Here is a 25,423-nt window from a genome sequence, read left to right as displayed (position 1 = left end):
CAGGACCGTCCGGCCAGCCCGGTCAGGCGAGTTAGACCGGGAGTCGCTTGTTGTAATCCAAGGCCAGGACAGAGATGCCCATGATGACCGCGGATCCAACAAAGTAAAGCAGCGCCCAGGTGTAGGAGCCCGTGGCCCCGACAATCAGGCCTACCACAATCGGGGTGACGAATCCGGCAATGTTGCCGCTGAAGTTCATGGCGCCACCGAGCACACCGGCATTGGTTCGGCCGCCCAGGATGGACGGGATGGACCAGAACAGGCCAACCCAGCGCAGGAAGAACAGGACTACCGAGAGAAGAACGACGGCGGTGATCGGGTCAGCGACCACGGTGACGCCTACGAGGCCGCCCACCACTACGACGCTGGAGAAGCCCAGCAGGGTACGCATGACCCGGTTCGCCGAGGCGCCGGATGCCCGCCACTTGTCCGCGATGATCCCGCCGAGAATTTCGCCGACGAACCCGGCGCCGAAGATCACGAATGTGGACCAGCCGATGGTCTTCAAATCGAAGCCCTTGGCTTGTGCCAGGTAAAGCGGGCCCCAGGTGAGAAGGCCGTAGAACACGCCATTGAAACCAAGCCAGCCAAAGCACATGGCCCAGAAGGAACGGAACTTGAGGTAGGGGAGCAGGGCGCGCTTGCCCTGGGCGCCTTCCTTGGCGGCCTCGGCGTCATCTTCGGCGTGTGAAGCCTCGATGTAGTCGGCTTCGGCGTCGTTGACGCCCTTGTGCTGGCGGGGATTGTCCCGGATGTACCACCAGACGGCCAAGCCCATGAGGACGGTGGCGGCGCCGGCGATGATGAAGGACATCCGCCAGCTGCCGGTGGAGGCAATCAGCCAGGTGATGAGGATACCGCCCAGGCCGGCACCCAGGGGAGCTCCGGCGTCGAGGATAGTGGCGCCGCGGCCACGTTCCTTCTTGTGCATCCAGATGGCGTTGAGCTTGCCACCGGCAGGCATGACGCCGGCCTCTGTAACACCGATGCCAAGGCGGGCGATGAACATGCTGAGGAATCCACCTGCGAAACCTGAGGCGGCAGTAGCGGCACCCCAACCAATGCAGGAAGCGGTAACGACTTTGCGTGGGCCAAACTTGTCGATCAGCAAACCAACCGGGATTTGCATGAGGGCATAGGTCCAGAAGAACGCCGACAACAGAAGCCCCACAAGCTCGGGCGGGAGGTTGAATTCTTTCTGGATGATGGGGAGGGCTACGGAGATTGAACCGCGATCGATGTAATTGACGGCGACCAGGACCAGGAGCAGGATGAAGAGCTTCCAGCGGACGTTCGTGCGTCGCTGCACACCGTCCTTGCCGGTTTTGGGCTCGTTATCTTGGTTTTCCTGGGTTGCCAGTTGGGTGTTTTGGGGAGACACAGCTTCTCCTTCAGAGGAGTCAACAGGGGTGGAATGTCTTCGGGGGGATGAGCCGGGCGTGATATCGCTGCAGCCGGACCCGTGCCGGCGGCAACTGTTGCGGTCCCTGCCCTTTTGGTGGCGGGGGCCGCAGCCGGTAGCGGGTCTGTTTGGGATCCCGTTTTGGGATCCCAAAATCTAAGTTAGATGTGACGGGCGGCACTGTCAAGAGTTTTGGTATACCCAATCTAAAAACGGAATCTGACCGTGTGGATGCGTGGGTGCGCACTTCCTCGCATTTACTCGTTGTTCTGGCGGGATAAGCCAGGCATTCTCTAGGCACACGCCGCGTTCGGGCGCTCGAGGGGAGGCTGCGGCGGTTAGGTCTGGTATGCCGAGTTTGGGGTTTGGCTAGGACTGTATGCCAGAATCTCGGCCAGCTCAGCCAACCTGTGTGCACGAGCGGACTCGGCTGGGGTAAACGGCTCGCCCGGACGGGAGAAAATCAAGGGGCCCTGCCACGCCGTCGGAATCTTGAGGATCTCAGCTGAAGGTCCGACGCCGGCACTCGTCTCCGGTGCCAGGTTCTCCGGATCGTTGGGGACTACTTTGGCTGAAAGCAGCTCCGCGACCGCGTGCGGAAGCTCCTGGGGATTCCCGGCAATGCGGGTGGCAAGGCTCAACGCCTTGGTTTGGCCATCAGCCATGGCAAGCGCGGTGGTAGGCCAAACATGGGACTCACGCCCGCCGCCGTCGTCGAATGCTTTCAGCAGCTCATGCTCGGTGACCTCGCCCGGGGCGGAGAGGACGAACTCATCCATCACTACTTGTGCTGCGCCTTCCCGCCCCGGGCCGTCCATCGGGTGAACGTGGATACTGAGGATATTCGTCTGCAGCTTGGCCAAGGACTGGGTGACCTTTTGCAGCGAACCGGGCTGGTCCCGCAGCATGACCCGAGCACGCCACAAGGCCGGAGCAGCGTGCAGCTTGCGTCGCTGACGGAGGGCAGGGGCGTGCAACCATCGCCGGAGGACCTTCGCGGCCGACGGTTCGGCCACCCAGATAACCAGGACTGTGGCAGTCACGGTCAGCAGGAGGACCTTGGCCACGTATGGGAGATGGGTTTCCACAACTGCGGCATGAACCAGCAGTTCAATGGGAAGCATCACGGCGATGTTGGCCAGGGTGAGCCGGGCCTTGGGCGGTTCGGGCAACTGGCCGCAGACATCGCAGCGGAGGTCCGCGGTGATGGGAGTGCTCGCTTTGGGCTTCATGGTTTCATGCTGCCCCGCGCCTGTTTCGAATCGGTTGCCTGCGCGTCACGTTCTGGGTACATGCGAAAGCCCGGCGTTCTCGGATGGGGAATGCCGGGCTCAGCTGTGTAACCGGGAAAAGCGCCTCGGTAATTTGTCCTAGCGGACGGAATCCGAATCGAGGTCAGAATCCCGCTCGATACCGCGCTGGGCGGCAGCTTCCTTAAGAAGGTCGCGGATTTCTGCCAGGAGGGCGGTGTCAGCCGGCAGCGGCTCTTCCTCGGGTTCCTCGGTGGAGAGGCGGTCCTTGACCAGGGAATTGATCTTGTTCATGGGCGCCACGAAGATGAAGTACACAACACCGGCAGTGATCACGAACGTCACAAGGGCCGTTAGCACGGCGCCGAAGTTGATGAACGTAGCGGGGTTGTCTTGCCAGATCCGGAAGCCCAGACCGTCGGCGTTCACTCCACCTGCAGCAGCGATGACGGGATTGATGATGTTCGTGGTGAAGGCCGCGACGAGTGCCGTGAAAGCACTGCCGATGACGACGGCAATAGCCAGTTCGATCACGTTGCCGCGAAGTATGAAGTCCTTGAAACCCTTAAGCATGGAAATGTCCTCCGGTTGGGTGTGGGTGTCTGGCTCAAGCAGAGATCAAACTACCACTCCGAGGTTTCAAACGGGTGTCAATGGGATGTGAGCGAGGGATGCCGACAGGGGGTGTGGATGTGAGAGAGCATCGGTGGGAGGGGGCAGGATGTGAGAGAGCATCGGTGGGAGGGGGGTGGGATGTGAGAGAGCATCGGGTTTCGCGGATGCTCACTCACATCCTCCCCTGTTTTCGCGGATGCTCACTCACATCCTGCCCGATCAGGCCAGGAGGGCCCGGGTGTGGTCGTTGAGGAACATGCCTCTGGGATCGAACTCGCGGCGGACCTGGATGAAGGTGTCAAGCTCCGGATATAGACGTTCCAGCCGGCTCCGGGTCATGAAGTGGATTTTCCCCCAATGCGCACGCGGCTCAAATTCCTGCAGCACGGCATCGGCATCCCGGAAGAACTGCCAGTAGTCGGTTCCGGGTTTGGTGGTCAGGGTGATGACGGTGCTGTCGCGGCCTTGGAACTGGGACATGTAGGCGTCGTCGGCCTTCACCCAGCGGACCTCTACCGGGTACTTCTGGTCCGGGTGCCGGCTACGGATGAGGTCCTGGATTGCCTCGACGGCGGCCAGGCCATCTTCGCTGCGAACGAAGTACTCAAGCTCGTGGAACTGCGTGGTGAAGCCGCCAGGGTAGATCCGGTACGAGCGGTCCAGCCGGGCACCTTCGACGTCCGAGATGTAGCTTTCGTCCGGGATCTGCGCCACGTTGTACCGCTTGGTGTAGCTGCGGCCACCCATGGCGTGCTCAGGAGATCCGGGCAAATCCAGGAGTTCGCACGAGTCATCCTCGGGGCACCACAGGAATGAGTAGTGCCTGTTGCTGTCGATGTCGGCCTGCCAGGTGGACGTGGTTTCCGCCCACGTGGGATAGGTGATCTGCTCCTGCAGGTAGTAGCTGTCCTCCACTGCCAGTTCCACTTCCAGGAAGATCCCGAGAGTGCCCAAAGCGACCTGGGCGGCGCGGAGTTCGCGGAGCTGGCCCTCTCCGATTTCCACGATCTCGCCGTAGCCATTGATCAGCTTCACCCAGCGAAGGTTGGAGGAGAAGCTGCCCAGGTTCTTGCCCGAGCCGTGCGTGCTGGTGGCGAGGGCGCCGGCGATCTGCTGCTTGTCGATGTCCCCCTGGTTCCCCAAAGCCAACCCTTGCTCCCACAAGGCATCGCCGAAAGCATTGATGGTGGTTCCGGCCAACGCCCTGGCCCGGCGCCCAACGGTGTCCGTGCCGGTGATCGCCGTGAGGCCGGACATATCCATCAGCACGCCGCCGGTCTGAACCAGAGGAGAGGACGAATGCCCTGAACCGACCGCCCGCACTGGCAACCCTTCGCGGATGGCGAAGCGGACGGCGTCGAGCGCTTCCTGTTCGTTCCTGGGCCGAACCGTAAAGGCGGGCGTCGCGCTCTGGTTTCCGCCCCAGTTGGTCCAGGTGACGTCCGTTCCGAACGGGGCGGAAGGAGTGGCTGCCCCTGGCAAAGAGGCAGGCCGGGAAACATTGGTGGTCATCGTGAAAGCTCCGTTGCTTGTCTGGATGCTCATGCGCCGTGGTTGATCATGACGTGCTTGGTGCGGGAGTAATCGTCCAACGCGTAGAGCGAGAGGTCGCGGCCGTAGCCGGATCCCTTGAACCCGCCCCACGGTACCTCGCAGGCCAGGACGAGGTGCGCATTGACCCAGACGGTGCCGAAGTCGAGTTGCTTGGGAATCCGGAGAGACAGGCTGGAGTCCTTGGTCCACACCGACGCGGACAACCCGTAGGGGCTCTCGTTGGCACGCGTCACGGCCTCTTCAGTGGAAGAGAAAGTCTCCACCGTGACCACTGGGCCGAAGATTTCGTGGGTGGCAATGTGGGCTCCGGCTGGAACGTTGGAGATGACTGTTGGTTCGATGAAGTAGCCGGGCCCCTCCAGCGCCGAACCGCCAATGGCCACATGAAGTCCGGCGTCGCGGGCTTCGGCCAGGGATTCCTTGACGCGTTCAAAGTGGGGCCGGGAAATCATGGGGCCGATTTCCACGTCCTCGCCTGCTTCCGGAGCGCCGACTATCAGGGTGCCCACCTCACGCACCAAGTGCTGCGTGAATTCCTCGGCCACGGACTCGTGCACCAGCACGCGGCAGGCAGCGCCGCAGTCCTGGCCGGCATTCCAGAATCCTGCGTTGCGGACTCCAGCAGCGGCAGCACGGAGGTCGGCGTCAGGGAAGACAACAACAGGTGCCTTGCCGCCGAGCTCCAGGTGGACGCGCTTAACAGTCCTGGCGGCCGTTTCAGCCACGGCCTGCCCGCTGACCACGCTGCCGGTCAATGCCACGAGTGCGATGTCCGGGTGCTCCGAGAGCCGTTGTCCCACCGTTCGGCCTTGGCCGGTAACCACGTTGAGAATCCCATCCGGGATCCGTCCGGCGAGCAGTTCTGCCAACTTCAAGGTGGACAGTGGTGTTTGCTCGGACGGCTTGAGGACGATGCTGTTGCCAGCGGCAAGGATGGGCGCGATCTTCCAGGCGGCCATGAGCAGCGGGTAGTTCCACGGCGTGATGACACCAACCACGCCCACGGGTTCCCGGAGGATCACGGAGGTGTGGTCCGTGGCGTAGTCACCGCCGGCCATCGACGTCAGCGTGCGGGAGGCCCCGGCCATGAAGCGGAACGTATCGATGGTGCTGGTGACGTCGTCCTCGGCCACCGCCTGCGGTTTGCCGGTATTGGCGGACTCGATGAGCTCGAACGCCTGCCGGTTCTCGTCAATGATGTTGGCGATCAGGTTCAGGACATCCGCGCGCTCCTTGGGGGTGGTGGCACCCCAGGATTTTTGCGCGACGACGGCGGCCTGTACAGCGGCGTCGACATCGTCCGCCGTGCCCGCCTGCACTGAGGCGATGACCTGCTCGGTGGTGGGGTCCACGACGTCGATCAGCTCACCGGTGGAACCCTGGACGAACGATCCGTTGATGAAGTGCCCGGCGGGAGGCAGAGGCAGCTGCAGGCTGCCAGCGTGGTCAGATGTGGCGCGTCGAACGGTGAATTGGACGGTTTCCAGGTGGGAAATGTCTGTGAGGGTCATGACGATTCGCTTTCAGATGAGGTCAGTTTGCGAGTGCAGGGGCTGGAAAGGGGGCGGCGTCCGTCTTTTTCCGGAACACGCGGGCCACGAAGTAGTAGAGGGGAGCAACCACCACCAGGCCCACGATCCAGGAGATGTCGACGCCGCCCAACGCGGCGGCCAGCGGGCCTGTGTAGATTGCCGTTGCCGAGAAAGGAACCTGGATCAGGGCGCCTGCCACGTAGGAGCCGATGGCGACCCAATTGAACCGCCCGTACACGCCGCCGTCGCGCTTGAAGAAGTCTTCAACCCGGTAGTCGCCGTGCCGAAGAAGGTAGTAGTCCACCAGGTTGATGGCCGTCCAGGGAACCAGGACGTACATCAGGAAGGAGAGGAAGTTGGTGTAGAAGAGGATGAAGTTGTCGCGGGCGAACAAAGCGATGGAGACTGCGACGACGAACAGGATGACCGCCGCGATGCTGCGGGTCTTGGCGCGGGGCAACCAGGAGGCTTTGAACGTTTGGCCGATGGTCAAGGTGCACAGGACGCCGCAGTAGAGGTTCATGGCGTTCGATGCCGCGACACCCAGGCAGAAGATGCCCACGATGATCAGGGTCCACGGCTGCAGTAACGCACCCAGGCTGCCCACGATTTCGACGTTCTCGGCGCTCATGGTCATGGCAAGCGTACCCACCAAGGCGCCCAGGATCATGGGGAACAACGTTCCCAGGACGCAGCCCGAGTAGGAGGCCCAGAACGCTGGTGCTGAGCCCGTGCCCTGCGGCATGTAGCGGGAGTAATCGGAAACGTAGGGTGCGTAGGCAAGTTGCCACAGGGCGGAGACGGAGATGGTTCCCATGAAGCCAACCCAGTTGAAGTTGCCCTGCTCAAGGAAGCTGCCGGGCAGGCCGTGGACCATCAGGATCCAGCCGAAGGCCAGCAACAACGCCAGCCCCGCCGCAACGCTGAGGATACGGGCATAGGCGTGAATGAGCCGGTAGCCGAAGATCGTGGCTATAACGCTGACCACGCCGATGATGATGATGCCGCCATCTACACTGATGCCGGGGCTGACGGCGGCCATCGCTTCTCCGCCAAAGACGAGGTTTGCGGCGAAGAAGCCGACGTACATGATGACAACGATCACCACGATCAACAGGGCGCCGAACGAGCCGAACTGGCCGCGTGTCTGGATCATCTGGGCCACACCCAGTTGCGGGCCTTGGGCCGAGTGCAGCGCCATGAAGATGCCGCCCACCAGGTTGCCGATGATGATGCCCACAAGCGCCGGCACGAAACCGAGTCCGAACACCGTTGTGGCGAGCCCGCCTGTCACGATGGTCATGATCATGATGTTGGAACCGAACCAGATGGTGAACAGGTCGCGTGCCTTGCCGTGACGCTCATTCAGCGGGATCGGCTGGATGGTTTTGTCCTCAAGCCTGGGAACTTCGTGGGTGGCCAAGGGCGCGTTCATGACGCGCTCCGGGACGTCGAAGCCAGTTCACGGACTTCAGTGGCCTTGCTGCGGTTCACCATCAAGCCGAGAAGGTCGAAAACAAGGGTGGCCGCAGCGACTGTTGTGATGTCCGCATGGTCGTAGGCCGGAGCGACTTCAACGACGTCGGCGCCCACAATGTTGATGCCGTTCAGTCCGCGGAGCAGGGCGAGGAGTTCGCGGGAGTGGAGCCCGCCCATCTCCGGCGTGCCGGTTCCGGGTGCGAAGGCGGGATCGAGGACATCGATGTCGATGGAGACGTAGACCGGGGTGTCGCCGAGCCTGTCCTTCACCTGCTGGATGGCCGCCGGTACGCCGATGACGTCCAGGTCGGAGCATCGGATGATCTGGAACCCGAACTCGTGGTCCCGCAGGAAGTCGTTGCGGTCATATACAGGGCCGCGGATGCCGACGTGCATTGACTTGTCCTCCACAAGGAGGCCTTCCTCGAACGCCCGGCGGAAGATGGTTCCGTGCGTGATCGGCTGGTCGAAGTAGGTGTCCCACGTATCCAAGTGGGCATCGAAGTGCAGCAAAGCCACGGGACCGTGGACCTTGTTCAGGGCCCTGAGCATCGGCAGGGCGATAGTGTGGTCGCCGCCGATCGAGATAAGCCGCTTATCCTCGCTGATGAGGGGCAACGCCTGCTCCTCGATCTCACGGACAGCGCGTGTGATGTCGTACGGTGTGCAGGCGATGTCGCCAGCGTCCACTACCTGGACCTCGTAGACCGGCTCGACGTCGAGCTCCGGGTGGTAGCCCGGGCGCAGGAGACGCGAGGCTTCGCGGACCGCGGCAGGGCCGAAACGTGCGCCAGGCCGGAAGGAAGTTCCGCCGTCGAACGGAACGCCTACGATCGCGATGTCGTAGTCCGGGACGCGGTCAATTTGGGGGAGACGGGCGAAGGTGCCGAGGCCTGCATACCGGGGGACTTTGGTTGCGTCGACAGGGCCGATGGGCTTGTGGATTGTCATTCCGGATCCTTGGGTTGAGGGGTTGCTCGACGTTGAGCGGGAAGTGCGTACTTCAATTCTTGGTGACGCCGGTCACTGCGAATAGCGGTACATTGACTACAAATGGCCGAGCCACTTAGACATATGTCTAAACGCCCCGAAAAGCCGCCAACCTAGAGGAACAGGGGAGCCCAACCCATGGCAATTACCGTCGCCGAACTTGTGGCTGAACCGCAGCTGGGCCTGACGCTCCTGGCGGGGGCGGCAGGCCGCGATAACCGAATCACCTGGGCCCACACCTCAGACCTGCCGCGGCTCTGGGAATGGGTGACGGGCGGCGAACTCATGATGACCAACGGACTCTCCATTCCCGCGGACGCGGCAGGCCAGGTGGCGCTCGCCGAGGCGCTGATGGACTCCGGTGCCAGCGCCCTGGCCATCGGCGAGAAGATGCATGCACCGGAGCTGTTGCCGGAGTTCCTGGAAGCCTGCGACCGCCTGCCGTTGCCTCTCATCAACATCCCATATCCCTTGCCGTTCATCGCCATCGCCCGCTCGGTTGCCGAGGCATCACTGTTGGAGGAATCGCGTCGCCTGCGCCAAACCGCGCGGGTCTACGACCTTCTCCGGACGGCTGGGGCGTCCGAGGACCATTGGCAGAGCCTGGTCCAGCGGTTGGCCACCGAACTCGATTCGGAGCTCTTCGTGGTGGACCGGCGCTGCCTCCATCCCTGGCATCCTGAGGGCCGGCCGCTTCCGGTGTTCCTGGCAGACGAATGGGCGCCGCTGTCCGGACAGGTGTCCCTTGCTGGAAAGAACTTCCAGTGGCATCGGGTCCGGGGCAGGCACGTGCTGACCATGGACATTCCGACCCACGCCAACGCGCTCCTGGTGGTGCTGCCCAACAGCGAACCGCACCCCGACGCCGTCGTGCTTCTCCACGCCGCAACTGTGCTGGGACTGCAGCTTTCGCGCATCGTCCTGTCCCTTGAAGGGCGGCATCGGCTTGCGGGCGAGTTCCTGTTGCAGGCGATCGATGGCCGTTTGGGGACAGCGGAAATGGAAAGCAGGCTGGCGGCTTTCGATGTCCCAACACAGGATTTCCTGGTGGCCTCGGTTTCAGCGGACGACGGCGACAGGCTGGCGGGTGTCCACATCGAACTTTGGCGTCACGGAGTTTCGGCCGCCTCCTTGAGGCGCAACAACAGACTTCACGTCGTGGTCCCCGCTGACGTGCCGGACGATGTCCTGGTGCATTGTGCCGGCCCGGGCGCCGCGATCGGGGTCAGTGCTCCGGCGGCGGTTGCCGGCATTCAACGGGCCCTGCAGGAGTCCCTCTGGGCGCTCGGTTCCGCCCGGGCGAACAAGCTTGGCCTGTCCCGCTACGCTCAGGGACCTTCGTGGCTCGGACTGACGGGTTTCGAGGAAGGAACTGCGCTGGTCCGGCGCCTTCTCGGCCCAATTTTTGACTACGAGCAGAGCCAGGAAGGCGATCTCATCGTCACTCTGAGGACCTATTTGGACTCGCAGCGTTCATGGCAAAAGACGGCTGCTGCCCTGTTCGCGCACCGGCAAACCATCATTTACCGCATACGGAAAATCGGCGAGTTGACGGGGCTGGACATGGGCGAAACGTCCACGGTTGCCCAGCTGTGGTTCGCGCTCCAGATCCACGAGGCGATGCATCGGTAATTATTCTTGCTTGCGCTTTTTTGAGAAAACCAGCTATGGTGTGAACCGTGTCACCCACGGGTGGCGCACACGCTTTTGATCTGCGGCGGGAGAGTCCTGCCGGTACATCCAGTCAGGCGCCGTAGGAGCAAATCCTCCCCAGGAATCTCTCAGGCCCATGTACCGCCGCGGCGAGGCAACTCTGGAAAGCAGTCCGGGTAACCGGGCTCACCGACGGTGCAAGCAGGCAACCATTCCTGCGGAATCTCTCAGGTCCAATACAGAGCGGGGAGGAACCCACATCATCGTGGCGCTCACTGGGCGCCTGAATCATGGAGTTCCTCTTGACTGTTCAATCAACCCCCACCGCCTTCGCGGACCGGCACATCGGCGCCCGTCGCCAAGCCGACGTTGACACCATGCTCAAGGCCATTGGCTACGACTCTGTTGACGGCCTGGTAGACGTTGCTGTCCCCGACTCCATTCGCCAGGACACGGCGCTCAAACTGCAGGACGCCCTCACTGAAGTGCAGGTCCTGGCGGAGCTACGGAAGCTCGCGTCCAAGAACAAGACGGCCGTCCAGATGATCGGCCAGGGCTACTACGACACCGTCACGCCGCCGGTTATCCGCCGCAACATCCTTGAAGCCCCCGCTTGGTACACGGCCTACACGCCCTACCAGCCGGAAATTTCCCAGGGCCGCCTCGAGGCGCTGCTGAACTTCCAGACCATGGTGCAGGACCTTACCGGACTTCCCGTGGCCAACGCTTCGCTGCTGGACGAAGCGACTGCCGTGGCCGAGGCCGTGCTGCTGATGCGCCGGGCGAACAAGTCCAAGACGGCCAAGGACGGCAAGACCGTCCTGGACGCCGACTGCCTCCCGCAGACCATCGCGATCGTGAAAGGCCGCGCCGAAGCGCTTGGCTTCGAGGTTGAGGTCGCTGACCTTTCGCTCGGACTGCCCGACGGCGACATCAACGGCGTCGTCCTGCAGCAACCCGGCGTTTCCGGCCGCGTCTTCGACCACTCCTCTGTGATCGCCGAGGCCAAGGAACGCGGTGCCCTGGTCACTGTGGCAGCAGACCTGCTGGCGCTCACGCTCATCACGCCCCCGGGCGAACAAGGTGCCGATATCGCCGTCGGAACTGCGCAGCGCTTTGGCGTTCCGCTGTTCTTCGGCGGCCCGCACGCAGCCTACATGGCCGTCCGCGAAGGCATGGAGCGCACGCTTCCCGGCCGCATCGTCGGCGTCTCGAAGGACAACGCTGGCGTACCCGCGTACCGCCTCGCCCTGCAGACCCGCGAGCAGCACATCCGCCGCGAGAAGGCCACGTCCAACATTTGCACGGCCCAGGCACTGCTCGCGATCGTGGCTTCGATGTACGCCGTCTACCACGGCCCCGAGGGCCTGAAGGCGATCGCCGAAACCGTGCACGGCCACGCCCGCACGCTCGCCACCACGCTTGTGAAGGCTGGCCGCGAACTCGTTGCCGACTCCTTCTTCGACACCCTCACGGTCCGCGTCCCCGGCAAGGCAGACAAGGTCATCGCCGCCGCCGAAGCCCGCGGCATCAACCTGCGGCTCATCGACGCTGACACCGTTGGGGTCTCCGTTGATGAAACCACGACGCCGGAGGTCCTTTCCGCGGTGGCCGTCGCCTTCGGCGCCGGTCCGGTAGGGGACGCTTCCGGGTTCGAACTGCCCTCAGATGTGGTGCGCACCTCCGATTACTTGCAGCACCCGGTGTTCAACACCCACCGTTCCGAGACGCAGCTGTTGCGCTATATCCGCAAGCTGTCCGACCGGGACCTCGCGCTGGACCGCACCATGATCCCGCTGGGTTCGTGCACCATGAAGCTGAACGCCACGGCCGAGATGGAAGCCATTTCCTGGCCCGAGTTTGCATCCATCCACCCGTTCGCTCCGGACTCCCAGACCGCGGGCTGGCGTGAACTCATTGAAGGTTTGGAAGCCGACCTCACCGAGATCACTGGCTACGACCAAGTCTCCATCCAGCCGAACGCCGGTTCCCAGGGTGAGCTCGCAGGCCTGCTGGCGATCCGCGGCTACCACCTCTCGCGGGGCGATGACCAGCGCAACATCTGCCTGATTCCGGCCTCGGCCCACGGCACCAACGCTGCCTCGGCTGTGCTGGCCGGCATGAAGGTTGTCGTGGTGGCGACGGCTGCTGACGGCACGATCGACCACGCGGACCTGACCGCGAAGATTGAAGCCAACAGGGATGCACTGTCCTGCATCATGATCACTTACCCGTCCACGCACGGTGTATACGACGCTGACGTCCGCGAGGTCTGCGACGCGGTCCACGAGGCCGGCGGCCAGGTTTACGTCGATGGCGCAAACCTGAACGCTTTGGTGGGCTTGGCACAGCCGGGCAAGTTCGGTGGCGACGTTTCACACCTGAACCTGCACAAGACCTTCTGCATTCCGCACGGTGGCGGCGGTCCCGGGGTTGGCCCGGTCGCAGCCAAGGCACACCTGGCACCGTTCATGCCCGGGGACGCGAACAATGTTTCCTCTGATGGCGGCGTGGCCATCTCGGCCTCGCGCTATGGCTCCGCTGGCGTGCTCCCGATTTCGTGGGCCTACGTGAAGCTGATGGGTGGCCAGGGACTCACCGAAGCCACCAAGTCCGCTCTCTTGGCTGCGAACTACGTTGCCTCCCGCTTGGATGAGCACTTCCCGGTTCTTTACACCGGCGAAGGCGGGCTCGTTGCCCACGAGTGCATCCTGGATCTTCGCGAATTGACGGCCCGCACGGGCGTTACCGCAGAAGATGTGGCCAAGCGACTCATCGACTTCGGCTTCCACGCTCCCACCCTGGCCTTCCCGGTTGCGGGCACACTGATGGTGGAGCCCACGGAGTCCGAGGACCTTGCCGAGATCGACCGGTTCATCGAGGCCATGATCACCATCCGTGCCGAAATTGAGCAGGTGGCCACAGGCGATTTCACTGTTGAGAACTCGCCGCTGCGCAACGCGCCTCACACGGCTGCCGCCGTCGTGAGTTCCGCTTGGGACCGCGCCTACCCGCGTGAGCAGGCCGCGTTCCCGGTCCACCACCTCAAGCAGGACAAGTACTTCCCGCCCGTCGGCCGCATCGACGGCGCAGCAGGCGACCGCAACTTGGTCTGCTCCTGCCCTCCGGTCGAAGACTTCGAGAACTAAGGACTGACTCCATGACTGAGAACTACACCGCTCTCTACGAGCAGCACAAAAAAGCCGGAGCCTCGTTCACTGACTTCGGCGGCTGGCAGATGCCCCTTAAGTACGAGTCCGAACTCGCCGAGCACCACGCCGTCCGTAACGCGGCTGGCCTCTTTGACCTCTCCCACATGGGTGAAGTTTGGGTCAGCGGCCCTGACGCGGCCGCCTTCCTGGACTACGCGCTGGTGGGCAAGTTGTCCGCGATCGCAGTGGGCAAGGCCAAGTACTCGCTGATCTGCAACGCCGACGGCGGCATCATCGACGACCTCATTTCTTACCGTCGCGCTGAAGACAAGTACCTCGTGGTCCCCAACGCGGGCAACGCCAAGGTTGTTGCGGCGGCTCTGCTGGAACGGGCCGCCGGCTTCGACGTCGTAGTCGAGGACGCCTCGGCTGAGACGTCCCTGATCGCAGTGCAGGGTCCGAACGCGGAGGCCATTCTGCTGACCTTGGTCCCCGCCGAGCAGCACGCCCTCGTGACCGAACTGAAGTACTACGCCGCTGTTGAGGTTGAGATTAACGGGCAGGACCTGTTGCTGGCCCGCACTGGTTACACCGGCGAAGACGGCTTCGAGATCTACATCCCGAACGTTGACGCAGCCGGCCTCTGGGAAGCCCTGCTTGAAGCCGGCGAAGGCCACGGCCTCATCCCCGCGGGCCTTGCAGCACGTGACTCCCTGCGTCTCGAAGCGGGTATGCCGCTCTATGGCAACGAGCTCTCCCGCTACGTCAACGCCTACGCGGCCGGACTGGGACCGGTGGTCTCCTTGGCCAAGGAAAGCGACTTCATTGGCAAGGAGGCCCTGACTGCGATCAAGGCCGCGGGCGTTGGTTCCACCATCGGACAGAAGCTCGTCGGCCTCAAGGGAACCGGCCGACGTGCGGCCCGCGCCCACTACTCGGTCCTCAAGGACGGCTCGCTCATCGGCGAAGTCACCTCCGGCCAGCCGAGCCCGACGCTCGGTTACCCCGTGGCGTTGGCGTATGTCGACGTCGAGCATTCAGAACCGGGCACGGTGCTTGAGGTCGACCTCCGCGGAAAAGCTGAGCCGTTCGAGATCGTTCAGCTGCCGTTCTACAAGCGCCAAAAATAAGCAGACCAGAAGTTAGGAATTGGAATGAGCAAAGTAGTTGCTGAACTGAAATACTCGGCTGAGCACGAATGGGTTGCTTCGGATGGGGCCGGGCCTGTGGGGATTGGGATCTCTGCTGTTGCTGCGGATGCCTTGGGCGACATTGTTTACGTGGACCTTCCTGAGGTCGGTTCCACTGTGACCGCAGGTGAGACGTGTGGTGAGGTCGAGTCCACCAAGTCGGTATCGGACCTGTACTCGCCGGTGACGGGTGAGGTGACCGAGACCAACGACGCCGTTGTCGGCGATCCCGCGCTTATCAACAACGATCCCTATGGTGCTGGCTGGCTGTTCAAGGTGGCGGCCACAGCAGAAGGCCCACTCATGTCGGCTGAGGAATACGCTGCAACGAACGGTGGCGAACTGTGAACCCGGCAGCCGTGACCGAATTCGCGCAGGTAGTTTCGGCGTCGTTGGATGCACAGCTAGCAGACCTCGATCCTGAGATCGCAGCGAAGATCGACGACGAACTGGGCCGCCAGCGCGATGGCCTGGAAATGATCGCCTCCGAGAACCACACTGCCGTTGCTGTGATGCAGGCCCAGGGCTCCGTGCTGACCAACAAGTACGCCGAGGGCTACCCGGGCAAGCGATACTACGGCGGTTGTGAGCACGTTGACGTGATCGAGCAGCTCGCGATCGACCGCATCAAGTCCCTCTTCGGTGCCGAATTCGCGAACGTCCAGCCGCACTCCGGTGCGCAGGCGAACGCCTCAGTGATGCACGCGCTGATCAAGCCGGGCGACACCATAATGGGCCTGAACCTGGCCCACGGCGGCCACCTGACGCACGGCATGCGGATCAACTTCTCCGGCAAGCTCTACAACGTGGTTCCCTACGGCGTCCGCGAGGACACCCACACTGTGGACATGGCCGAGGTGGAGCGCCTGGCCCAGGAGCACAAGCCGGCTCTTATCGTTGCCGGCTGGTCCGCTTACGCGCGGCAGCTGGATTTCGCTGAGTTCCGCCGCATCGCCGACTCCGTCGGTGCCTACCTCATGGTGGATATGGCGCACTTCGCCGGTCTGGTTGCTGCGGGGCTGCACCCGTCGCCGGTACCGCACGCGCACGTCACGACGTCGACGACGCACAAGACCCTCGCCGGTCCGCGTGGCGGCATCATCCTCTCCAACGACGCCGACATCGCCAAGAAGATCAACTCGGCTGTGTTCCCTGGTCAGCAGGGCGGGCCGCTCGAGCACGTGATCGCCGGCAAGGCCGTCGCGTTCAAGATCGCCGCCTCGGCCGAGTTCCGTGAGCGCCAGGAACGTGTTCTTGCCGGTGCCCGGATCCTCGCCGAACGCTTGGTCCAACCCGACGTCGCAGCCAAGGGCATCTCCGTTGTCTCCGGCGGCACCGACGTGCACTTGGTGCTCGTCGACCTGCGCAACTGCGAACTGGACGGCCAGCAGGCCGAGGACCGCCTCGCCGCAATCGACATCACCGTCAACCGCAACGCCGTCCCGTTCGACCCGCGCCCGCCAATGGTCACCTCTGGCCTGCGGATCGGCACCCCGGCACTCGCTACGCGGGGCTTCGGGGAAGCTGCCTTCCGCGAGGTTGCGGATATCATCGCCGAGGCGTTGACGGCCGACGCCGGTACGGACCTTTCGGGGTTGCGGCACCGCGTTGAGGCACTTGCCGCCGCGCACCCGCTCTACCCGGGTGTTGCGAACCTCGCCTGAGAACCCGTTGGGGCCGACATCCTCCGCGGGCTCGGTTCGGCCCGTTGGGGCCGACATCCTCCGCGGGCTCGGTTCGGCCCGTTGGGGCCGACATCCTCCGCGGGCTCGGTTCGGCCCGTTGGGGCCGACATCCTCCGCGGGCTCGGTCGCTTGAGCGCCCGCTGAGCGGACGCGAAGCTCCCTTAGACGCCCGCTTCCGGATGCCGGCCCCAAAAGGGCAGCAGGGGGTTGGCGTTCCGGGGCCCGGGCTTGCGGTTCGTTTGTTTGAGAAATGGGTCTGGCTGCCGAGGGTGGGCATGTTTTGATCTCCCGGGTGTGGCATTTGCTGGGAACGAATGCCGCACACAAAAACCGGGTCTGGAGGTTCGCACTGGGACCTCCACGGGGGCCGGCGCCGCCTTGGCTCGGGATTGGGCCCGGCCCCCACACTAAGTTTTGCTCGTTCTTTCTCCCCCGAAAGGGATTCAGCCATGGCTGTTGGTGTTTTCGATTTGTTCTCTGTGGGTATTGGCCCGTCGAGTTCGCATACTGTGGGGCCGATGCGGGCTGCTGCGGTGTTTGCTGGCGAGCTCAAGGACGCCGGTGTCCTGGGCTCGGTCGCGTCGCTGCGGGTTGACTTGTATGGCTCTTTGGCTGCGACTGGCCGTGGGCATGGGACCATGACTGCGACCCTGTTGGGCCTTGAGGGTTACCACCCGGAGTTGATCCTGCCTGATGAAGTGGAGGAGCGGCTCGCGACGATCGCTGAGACAGGTGTCTTGAATCTTGCCGGTGCCTCAGGAGAAGGCGTAGAGCTGCCGTATGCGGTGGAGGATATGGTGTTGCATCCGTTGACGGTGTTGCCGCGGCATACGAACGGGATGAAGTTCGCTGTCTCTGATGCCGGGGGTGAGGTATTGCGGGAGGCGACGTTCTTCTCTGTCGGTGGTGGGTTCATTGTCCGTGAGGGTGAGGAGGACGCGGCGCGGGCGGAGTTGGAGGAGACGAAGGCGGAGTTGCCGTTGCCGTTCCGTACGGCTGCTGAGTTGCTGGGCCGGTGTGCGTCGAAGGGTTTGGGGATCAGCGACATCATGTTCATCAATGAGCGGGCGTCCCGGTCGGAGGAGGAGATCCGGGAGGGGTTGTTGCATATCTGGCATGTGATGGAGGCTTGTGTTGAGACGAGCCTGAAGCGTGAGGGTGTGTTGCCCGGGGGTCTACGGGTCCGTCGTCGTGCTCCTGACTGGCTGGAGCGGTTGTTGAAGGAGGACAAGGACCGCAACGATCCGAAGTATTGGCAGGAGTGGGTGAACCTGATCGCGTTGGCGGTCAATGAGGAGAACGCCACTGGTGGGCGGGTGGTCACGGCGCCGACGAATGGTGCGGCGGGGATTATCCCGGCGGTGTTGTATTACGCGTTGCATTATGCCCCGGGCATGGACAAGGCCACCCAGGCTGATAAGGACGATGTGGTGGTGAAGTTCCTGCTGGCCGCGGGTGCGGTGGGTGTGTTGTACAAGGAGCAGGCGTCGATTTCCGGTGCGGAGGTCGGGTGCCAGGGCGAGGTGGGTTCGGCGTCGTCGATGGCTGCTGCGGGGTTGGCCGAGGTGATGGGTGGTACGCCGGGGCAGGTGGAGAACGCGGCGGAGATCGCGATGGAACACAACCTGGGGTTGACGTGTGATCCGATTGGTGGGTTGGTGCAGATTCCGTGTATTGAGCGGAACGCGATCGCGGCGGCGAAGGCGATCAACGCGGCGAAGATGGCGCTCTGGGGGGATGGGACGCACCGGGTGTCGCTGGATGAGGTGATCGTGACCATGCGCGAGACGGGCAAGGACATGTCCTCCAAGTACAAGGAAACCGCGATGGGCGGCCTGGCCGTGAACGTCGTCGAATGCTGACACTTACCTGCGTTGTGGGGCCTGCTTTGCGCGATTGAACGTACTTGAAGGGCGCATAGCGGGCCTGGCAACGGACAAATGAGACAACAAACAAGGAAGTAAACCCATGACCCTGGCACCTGAAGGCCGTAAGTTGCTGCGCGTTGAGCAGCGCAACTCGGCTGTCCCGGTTGAACGCAAGCCCGAGTGGATCAAGGCCAAGGTCCAGATGGGGCCGGAGTTCGTCGGGTTGAAGAACCTGGTGAAGAAGGAAGGCCTGCACACGGTTTGTGAGGAGGCCGGCTGCCCGAATATTTTCGAGTGCTGGGAAGACAAGGAAGCGACGTTCCTGATCGGCGGGTCCGAATGCACGCGGCGCTGTGATTTCTGCCAGATCGATACCGGCAAGCCTTCCCCGGTGGACATGTTCGAACCCACCAAGGTGGCCCGGTCCGTGCAGGCGATGCAGCTGCGCTACGCCACGGTCACGGGCGTGGCCCGTGATGACCTCGCCGATGAAGGTGTCTGGCTGTACGCCGAAACGGTCCGCAAGATCCACGAACTGAACCCGGGCACCGGGGTGGAGCTGCTGATCCCGGACTTCTCCGGCAAACCCGAACACATCGCCGCGATCTGCGATTCCAAGCCCGAGGTGTTCGCGCACAACGTGGAGACCGTGCCGCGGATCTTCAAGCGGATCCGCCCGGCGTTCCGGTACGAACGGTCCCTGGATGTCATCACCCAGGGCCGGGACCTGGGCATGGTGACCAAGTCCAACCTGATCCTGGGCATGGGCGAAACCCGGGAGGAAATCTCCGAAGCCCTGCGGGACCTGCACGCGGCCGGCTGTGATTTGATCACGATCACCCAGTACCTGCGCCCCTCCGAACGGCACCTGCCCGTGGACCGCTGGGTCAAGCCGCAGGAGTTCGTGGACCTCCAGCACGAGGCCGAGGAGATCGGGTTCCTTGGTGTCATGTCCGGGCCCCTGGTCCGCTCCTCGTACCGTGCCGGGCGTTTGTGGGCCACCGCGATGCGCAAGAAGGGCTGGGAAATCCCCGCCGCCCTGGCCCACATCGAGTCCTCCGGCACCACCCGCCAGGAAGCCTCCACCATCCTCGCCGCCCACGCCTAACCCAGTTCAAAAGGACACCTCATGCTTCCCCTTCGTGTTGAGATCATCCCGTCCGAGGGAATCGTGGACGTTGTCAGCAAGACGTTGCCTACATCCACCGCGATCAGCGTTACCTGCCTGCCGAAGCATGGTGTCGGTGCCACACTTCGTGCCGCGGTCCAGCTGAGGGAACTCGGCTATACCGTGGTTCCCCATCTTGCTGCCAAGGCTCTTGAAAGCCGCGGCGAGTTGTCAGCCATACTGGGTGACTGCTCGGCGTCGGGCATCACCGAAGTCTTCGCCATCGGTGGCGACGGGCAGCCCTCGGGTTCGTATTCCACAGGTGGGGAATTGCTGCGCGATATTGCCCAGATAACCTCCGGTGCGATGGGTGTTGGAGTGGCTGGGTACCCCGAGGGGCATCCGGACATTACAAGCCTGCATTTGGTTGATGCCCTGCTGGAGAAGCAGGAGTTCGCCACGAAAATCGTCACGCAGATGTGTTTCTCGGCGGACAAGATCCAGGATTATGTGGCCATGCTCCGGCGCGAGGGTCTGCTCCTGCCAGTCTGGGCAGGCGTGGCGGGGGCTGTACCCAAGCAGCTTTACAGCTTCAATTCTTTGGGCGCACTCCCAACCCCGCAACCCATCGTTTAGGGCGCCGCCAAACCGGAGTTTGAGGTGCGGAATCCCCTGATTTTTCCGGGAAAAGTAGTAGCACACTTCATGGTTGGCAAGGTGGGGCGGAGGCTGTACGTTTGCCGTAAGAAGGTCACTTAGCAACTGCATCGCAGCGCAGGATAAATGGGGGGGGTAAGTCGGCGCAGCGCGCTTAGACGCAAGAGGTGTAGGGCCGTGAGGGCAGGCGGGGAAGCTTTCGTTGATCCAGCAGGCGGCGGGGACATACTCAACGGCCGCTACCGGATTCTGGAGCTACTCGGGCACGGGGCGATGTCCACTGTCTGCAAGGCCCGGGATGAAGTCCTGCAGCGCGATGTTGCACTTAAGATCTTTTCCCCGGGCTCAGGCGACGAGGGCTTTGAAGAGCGCCAGCAGGCAGAGATGCGGTTGCTGGCAGGATTTGACCACCCTGGCTTGGTGCACATCTACGACGCCGGCGTGGACACCGGCACATCCGGTCCGCCGCAAGCCTTCCTCGTCATGGAACTGGTTTCCGGCCATAATCTGCGTTCGGTGCTTGCTGAGGGCCCACTCAGCCTCGCGGAAACAACGCACATTGGCCACGCCCTTGCGGGTGCCCTGGTGCAGGTTCACGGCCGGGGAGTGATTCATCGGGACATCAAGCCGGCCAACATCCTGGTTTCAGAGACTCCGGGACCCGATCGCATCGTCAAACTCGCCGACTTTGGCGTGGCCCGGATCTTGGAAGGCAGCCGCCTGACCGCCACCGGAATGACCGTGGGAACGGCCCAGTACCTCAGCCCGGAACAAGCGCTCGGCCGGCCCTTGACTCCTGCCAGCGATATCTACTCCCTCGGCCTGGTGCTTTTGGAATGCCTCACGGGCAGGGCGGAATATCCTGGGACGCCCATTGAATCGGCCGCAGCCCGTCTTCACCGTGCACCGGTCATCCCGGAGCAAATCCATCACCCCATAGCTGAGTTGCTGAAGTCCATGACGGACCTTGAGCCAGCCAACAGGTCCACCGCTCAGGAGATCGAAGAATTCCTCGGCCGCCCCTGGCAAGACGCTTACGCTCACGCACCTACCGCGCTGTTGCCACCTCTGCCTGCCAGGTCGCCCGCCGTGCCGGCAACCAGCCCAATGTCCATCCAGCATCACAAAGTTGGGGGAAGGGGCCAGCTCGGGGCATTGTTGATGGTGCTTCTTGCGACAGCGATAGCAATCCCCCTCGCGGTGGCGCTGTCCGGCCAGGACCGCCTGCCAGCAGACGTCACATCGCCCTCTCCGGTTACCCAGCAATCCGACCTCCCCTCCCCGGTTGGGACTCCAGCGCCGGTGGTGACAATTACCACCCCGGGGCCGGTGGAAACAGTTCTCATTCCGGGGCCGGTGCAAACCGTTCTGCTGCCCCCGGCCAACTCCGGCAACGGGCCAGGAGGCGCTCCATCGTCAGAGGTGAGCCAACAGGCCAGCCCAACCGAGGTTGCGCAGGAAACCGAATCACCGGCGGTCGTTGAGCCAGGGGACAGCACATCAGCGGGTGCGGGCCAAGGGGGCGGCCAATACGACGAAAAGGGCCGAGGAGACGAAAAGAAGGGCAAGGGCAAGGGCGGGAACTGAAAGGTCTCGGCGAGGCACTCTTTATTTGATGCACCCTTCATCCCCGAACACAGTCGAACACCAGCGCAGTTTTTGCTCAAGATGGGCACAATGTTGGCTCAGTGGGCGCTGAATTTCCTGAATGCCCGGCCGCAGCGACCTCCTCGGGTCAGGTACCGGGCCGCCTAAAACTGAGTACTCCTGATCCAACCGCTGCCAGCATACTCACAAACGCCGGAAGCCAAGTGCTGGCGGGACGAAGCGCGCCATCAAATCGGCACCCGAGCCCGTTCTACGCCGTAATGACGCAACGTCCAACCAAGTAGTCCCTCTCGGCTGACTGAGTACTCGCCGCCCGTTCAGCGTATTCCTGACCCCTTGGTCGGGCGGAAAAGAGGCGTACACCCAAGAGTAGCCGCGGGGCCACTGCTGACTGAACTATTGGGGACATCGCTTCATCCGTCGAAAAGGGTCGGATGCTGGGGGTTGCGATGCGGCTCCCCGGAAAAAAGATCAACCAAGGAGTCATACCATGCGCAAGCTTTCCAAGAAGAGCCGGATCACCGCCACCGTCGCAGGCGTGGCATTGGTAGCCGTAGGTGGCGGAGCTGCCTACGCCTACTGGACTACCACAGGTTCCGGCAGCGGCTCAGCCGCCAACTCAGCCGGTGGGGGAACCGTCACGCTGCACGCAACGTTCAATGCCGGCCTGGCACCGGGCAACCAAACTGCAGTGGCCTACACCGCCGACAACTCGACCACGTCAAGCACCGTCGTTGGAGCCCTGTCGGCAAATGTGACCACCAGCGATCCCGGCTGTCTCCCATCCTGGTTTGAGGTTACTGCCAACACAAGCAATTCTGTCGTGGCCGCCAACTCCACGGGAACCTCGGTGGGCAGCGGAACCCTGAAGTTCAACGACAGCGCCACGGCCAACCAGGACGCCTGCAAGTCCGCGACCGTCACGGTCAACGTCTCCAGCCAGTAGCGTCAGGCTGCCGGGGACCACCTTGCGAGTGGTGGTCCCCGGCCTACGCATTCCTCCCGCATGAAACGCATCCGTCCGAAAAGAGCTTCCATGGACCACCGGCCAGAGCGCCCCGCGCCTTTCCGTCGAGCTGCCGTACCACTTCGGACGCTTTTTCTTGCGCTCGTGGTGGCCCTTGTTCCGGTGGCGGCTGTCGCTGCAAGCAGTGGGCAAAGCGCTACGCAAGGCAACCCGGCCAAGGTAGCCAAGGGGATTACGGTGGCGTTGTCGCCCTCGAACCGCAGTTTGGACCAAGGGCAGTCCACCACCTTTACGGTGTCAGCCACCTCCACGGGCGGCTTCACTGGACCCGTGACGTTCACCGTTGTGGGCCTTCCGGCTGGAGCGGCGGCCGCATGGTCGCCGTCGCCGGTGGTTCTGGGAGCCGGCACCACCTCGCAGGTGACGTTGACGGTCACCACGTCGCCCACCACGCCGGCCGGCAAGTCCGACTTCACCGTGACGGGGACCAGCGGCACAGGCCAGTCGAATGTGGTCCAGTCGAACGCAGCACCCGGGCAGTTGCAGGTCCAGGAAGTCAAACGGACCTTCGGCGTCACGGGCTCATTGAGTGGGCTGCTGGCGCCAGGGGTGTCCCAGGCAGTGGAGCTACAGATTTCCAACCCCGAGAACAAGAGCATAGCCATCACCAACCTGACGGTTGCGATTGCGCAGGTGGTGCGCACGCCGGCAGCGGTGGCGGCCAACCTCCCCTGCAGCAGTGCTGACTACCAGGTCACCCAATACACCGGGAGCTACCCGCTAACAGCTCCCTCCGGGCCCAGCACGCTGACCTCGCTGCACGTGCTCGAAAGCAAATGGCCCCGAGTGAGGATGCTGGACACGTTGCAGCTCCAGGATGGTTGCAAGGGCGCGACCCTCCAACTCACGTACTCCGGGACGGGACAGGCGAACTGACATGAAGACGCTCAACCGCAAGCCCCGTAGCGGACGGATCGCCCGCACCACTGCTGCCACTGTGGCCCTCTGCATCCTGGGCGGCGCAGGGACCGCCTATGCATATTGGGCCACCACTGGCGTCGGCAGTGGTTCGGCGACCACCGGAACCATGCAAACCGTGACTGTGGATGCGCTTGTCGCGGGGGATACCCTGCAGACAAGCCTGGTTCCCGGTGGAACAGCCGACGTCATTCTCCGGGCAACCAACCCCAATAGCCATGCCGTTACCGTCTATGGAATTGCGGCCAACGGTGCCGTGACCGCCGATGCCGCGCATCCCGGCTGCACCACCACCGGCGTGACGTTCACGCCCCCGCCGTCGCCGTTGGCCCAGCCCGTAACCATTCAGGCGAATACGTCTATCCTGCTGACTCTCCCGGGTGCGGCCAGTATGAGCGCGGCCTCACTTTCCGCCTGCCAAGGCGCCCAATTTAAGGTCCCCGTCACGCTGGAGGTACGGAAGTGAGCCCGCTTCGTCAGTCCGCTGCTTCATCGTCCCCAGCTCGGGCAACGATGGGCGCATGGAACCGCGTCCTTGTGATCGTTCTTGGCATCTTCCTCGTCTCTTGGGGTGGCCCAGCCGCCAGTGCCTTCTGGAGTTCCGTCAGTAGCAACTTCGGCGCAGCCAAGGCTGACGCCGTCGCCCAGGGCGCCAAGCCCACTACCGCCGTTTCCGGAAGTAGCGTGACGGTCACTTGGGCTGCGAGCACGACGGCGGCAGGCAGGTCCGTGACCGGGTACAGCATCGTCCGCTACGCCTCAGCGACTGGCGGCACGGCGGTGGCGGCCACGGGAACCTGTGGAGGAACAGTGGTGGGGCTGAGCTGCGTGGACAGTGGGGTTGCCACCGGAAACTGGTATTACACAGTGACGCCGACACTCTCCCAGTGGCAGGGTGCTGAAAGCGCGCGGAGCGCAGTTACCGCAGTGGATGCCACGCCGCCCCTCGCCCCGACCGTGACCGCACCAACGTATGTCCACAGCGGCAACGTCACCGCTGTTAACGTGAGCGGTACGGCAGAGGCCTTGTCTTCGGTGGCTCTAACCGTAACGGGCACAGGAGCCTCGCCCATCACCCAGACACTAAGCGCCAACAGTTCCGGTAACTGGACGGCCACGCCATTGAACCTGAGCGCCTTTAGCCCCGGGACCATTAACTACTCCGCACGGGCAACCGATGCAGCGGGCAACATCGGTCCTGCGGGAACGGCGACATCCACCAAGGACGTGAGCTCGCCAACTGTAACCGGGGTAAAGCTCAATAACGGTGGTTCGACCCTTGGCAAGGTAGAGCAAGGAGACTCGGTCACCCTGACCTTCTCGGAGCCACTCAGCGCCAACACCATTTGCAGTGCTTGGACAAGCAACACCACTACTCAGACGCAAAACGGCAACGGAAGCAGCCAGGTCGTAGTCAACATCAGTGCGGCTGATGTGCTCACGGTGACCGGCACGGCGTGCCCATCCCTGAGAATTGGATCCGTCAGTCTCGGAGGCGACTACACCTCCACTGCCCTCACCTTCGCTGGAAACAACTCCAACGGTTCCAGCCTTATCTGGAACCCCACCGTCAATACGCTCACCATCACCCTGGGTGCGGGGACAAGTGGAGGTGCGACGCTAACGTCAACCACGATCTTCCCGACCTACACCCCGGCATCCGGCATTACGGATATTGCGAGCAACCCGCTGGCAACGACCACCCAGCCAGGTACAGCCTCCCGCTTCTAGCAAC

General features: G+C 63.2%; 20 protein-coding genes and 1 riboswitch. Of the genes, 13 read left to right on the top strand and 7 right to left on the bottom strand.

The genetic code is table 11. From position 1 onward, the window contains the following. Window positions 1-31: 31 nt before the first annotated feature. The 7 genes from ACZ5G6_RS22550 to speB form a co-directional block, all read right to left on the bottom strand. Window positions 32-1,381, bottom strand: coding sequence for an MFS transporter (locus ACZ5G6_RS22550; RefSeq protein ID WP_223935019.1), 1,350 nt, complete (start codon window positions 1,379-1,381; stop codon window positions 32-34). A gap of 359 nt (window positions 1,382-1,740) precedes the next feature. Next, on the bottom strand, window positions 1,741-2,634 hold the full coding sequence (locus tag ACZ5G6_RS22545; protein ID WP_223935018.1) for an amino acid-binding protein: 894 nt from the start codon (window positions 2,632-2,634) through the stop codon (window positions 1,741-1,743). Window positions 2,635-2,772: 138 nt separating this feature from the next. Next, entirely contained in the window at window positions 2,773-3,225 is a 453-nt protein-coding gene (gene mscL, locus ACZ5G6_RS22540) for a large conductance mechanosensitive channel protein MscL (RefSeq protein ID WP_223935017.1), read from the bottom strand. Window positions 3,226-3,486: 261 nt separating this feature from the next. Then, complete coding sequence (locus ACZ5G6_RS22535) at window positions 3,487-4,812, bottom strand: D-arabinono-1,4-lactone oxidase (protein ID WP_223935016.1); 1,326 nt, start codon at window positions 4,810-4,812, stop codon at window positions 3,487-3,489. Beyond that, entirely contained in the window at window positions 4,809-6,332 is a 1,524-nt protein-coding gene (locus tag ACZ5G6_RS22530) for an aminobutyraldehyde dehydrogenase (RefSeq protein WP_498688300.1), read from the bottom strand. Before ACZ5G6_RS22530 ends, ACZ5G6_RS22535 begins: the two co-directional genes overlap by 4 nt. Window positions 6,333-6,354: 22 nt before the next feature. Then, window positions 6,355-7,788 (bottom strand): purine-cytosine permease family protein, encoded by a 1,434-nt coding sequence (locus tag ACZ5G6_RS22525; protein ID WP_498688299.1) that lies wholly within the window; start codon window positions 7,786-7,788, stop codon window positions 6,355-6,357. Next, window positions 7,785-8,783 carry an agmatinase gene (gene speB / locus ACZ5G6_RS22520; protein ID WP_498688297.1) on the bottom strand — a complete coding sequence of 333 codons (999 nt, stop codon included), beginning with the start codon at window positions 8,781-8,783 and terminating at the stop codon, window positions 7,785-7,787. Before speB ends, ACZ5G6_RS22525 begins: the two co-directional genes overlap by 4 nt. 177 nt (window positions 8,784-8,960) lie before the next feature. On the opposite strand from speB, the gene ACZ5G6_RS22515 reads away from it, so the two are divergent. From ACZ5G6_RS22515 to ACZ5G6_RS22455, 13 genes are all read left to right on the top strand, one after another. Next, window positions 8,961-10,454, top strand: a complete 1,494-nt coding sequence (locus tag ACZ5G6_RS22515; protein ID WP_498688295.1) for a PucR family transcriptional regulator — start codon at window positions 8,961-8,963, stop codon at window positions 10,452-10,454. 76 nt (window positions 10,455-10,530) lie between these two features. After that, window positions 10,531-10,629, top strand: a riboswitch (glycine riboswitch). A gap of 148 nt (window positions 10,630-10,777) precedes the next feature. Continuing rightward, a complete protein-coding gene (gene gcvP / locus ACZ5G6_RS22510) occupies window positions 10,778-13,624 on the top strand; it encodes an aminomethyl-transferring glycine dehydrogenase (protein ID WP_498688291.1) in 2,847 nt (948 codons plus the stop codon). Between the two features lie 11 nt (window positions 13,625-13,635). Then, window positions 13,636-14,757: a glycine cleavage system aminomethyltransferase GcvT gene (gene gcvT / locus ACZ5G6_RS22505; RefSeq protein ID WP_498688289.1), complete on the top strand. Its 1,122-nt coding sequence runs from the start codon at window positions 13,636-13,638 to the stop codon at window positions 14,755-14,757. A gap of 24 nt (window positions 14,758-14,781) precedes the next feature. Then, window positions 14,782-15,165: a glycine cleavage system protein GcvH gene (gene gcvH / locus ACZ5G6_RS22500; RefSeq protein WP_498688287.1), complete on the top strand. Its 384-nt coding sequence runs from the start codon at window positions 14,782-14,784 to the stop codon at window positions 15,163-15,165. Beyond that, complete coding sequence (gene glyA / locus ACZ5G6_RS22495; protein ID WP_498688285.1) at window positions 15,162-16,481, top strand: serine hydroxymethyltransferase; 1,320 nt, start codon at window positions 15,162-15,164, stop codon at window positions 16,479-16,481. The genes gcvH and glyA overlap by 4 nt, the downstream gene beginning before the upstream one ends. Before the next feature lie 470 nt (window positions 16,482-16,951). Further along, window positions 16,952-18,364 (top strand): L-serine ammonia-lyase, encoded by a 1,413-nt coding sequence (locus ACZ5G6_RS22490; RefSeq protein WP_498688283.1) that lies wholly within the window; start codon window positions 16,952-16,954, stop codon window positions 18,362-18,364. Window positions 18,365-18,470: 106 nt separating this feature from the next. Further along, the gene (lipA, locus tag ACZ5G6_RS22485; RefSeq protein ID WP_224093011.1) at window positions 18,471-19,478 is read left to right on the top strand and encodes a lipoyl synthase; all 1,008 of its coding nucleotides are present in this window, start codon (window positions 18,471-18,473) and stop codon (window positions 19,476-19,478) included. A 21-nt stretch (window positions 19,479-19,499) separates the two neighbouring features. Then, window positions 19,500-20,114, top strand: a complete 615-nt coding sequence (locus tag ACZ5G6_RS22480) for a methylenetetrahydrofolate reductase (protein WP_498688281.1) — start codon at window positions 19,500-19,502, stop codon at window positions 20,112-20,114. Window positions 20,115-20,312: 198 nt separating this feature from the next. Further along, window positions 20,313-21,722 (top strand): serine/threonine-protein kinase, encoded by a 1,410-nt coding sequence (locus ACZ5G6_RS22475; protein WP_498688280.1) that lies wholly within the window; start codon window positions 20,313-20,315, stop codon window positions 21,720-21,722. A gap of 511 nt (window positions 21,723-22,233) precedes the next feature. Next, window positions 22,234-22,689, top strand: a complete 456-nt coding sequence (locus tag ACZ5G6_RS22470) for a hypothetical protein (RefSeq protein ID WP_498688278.1) — start codon at window positions 22,234-22,236, stop codon at window positions 22,687-22,689. 90 nt (window positions 22,690-22,779) lie between these two features. Further along, the gene (locus tag ACZ5G6_RS22465; RefSeq protein WP_498688276.1) at window positions 22,780-23,646 is read left to right on the top strand and encodes a hypothetical protein; all 867 of its coding nucleotides are present in this window, start codon (window positions 22,780-22,782) and stop codon (window positions 23,644-23,646) included. 1 nt (window position 23,647) lies between these two features. Continuing rightward, a complete protein-coding gene (locus ACZ5G6_RS22460) occupies window positions 23,648-24,154 on the top strand; it encodes a hypothetical protein (RefSeq protein ID WP_498688274.1) in 507 nt (168 codons plus the stop codon). 47 nt (window positions 24,155-24,201) lie between these two features. Then, complete coding sequence (locus tag ACZ5G6_RS22455) at window positions 24,202-25,419, top strand: hypothetical protein (RefSeq protein ID WP_498688272.1); 1,218 nt, start codon at window positions 24,202-24,204, stop codon at window positions 25,417-25,419. The last annotated feature ends 4 nt before the right edge of the window (window positions 25,420-25,423 follow it).

This window comes from Arthrobacter sp. TmtSoilC51, assembly GCF_055388015.1.
This window is presented reverse-complemented; position numbering and strand designations above follow the sequence as displayed.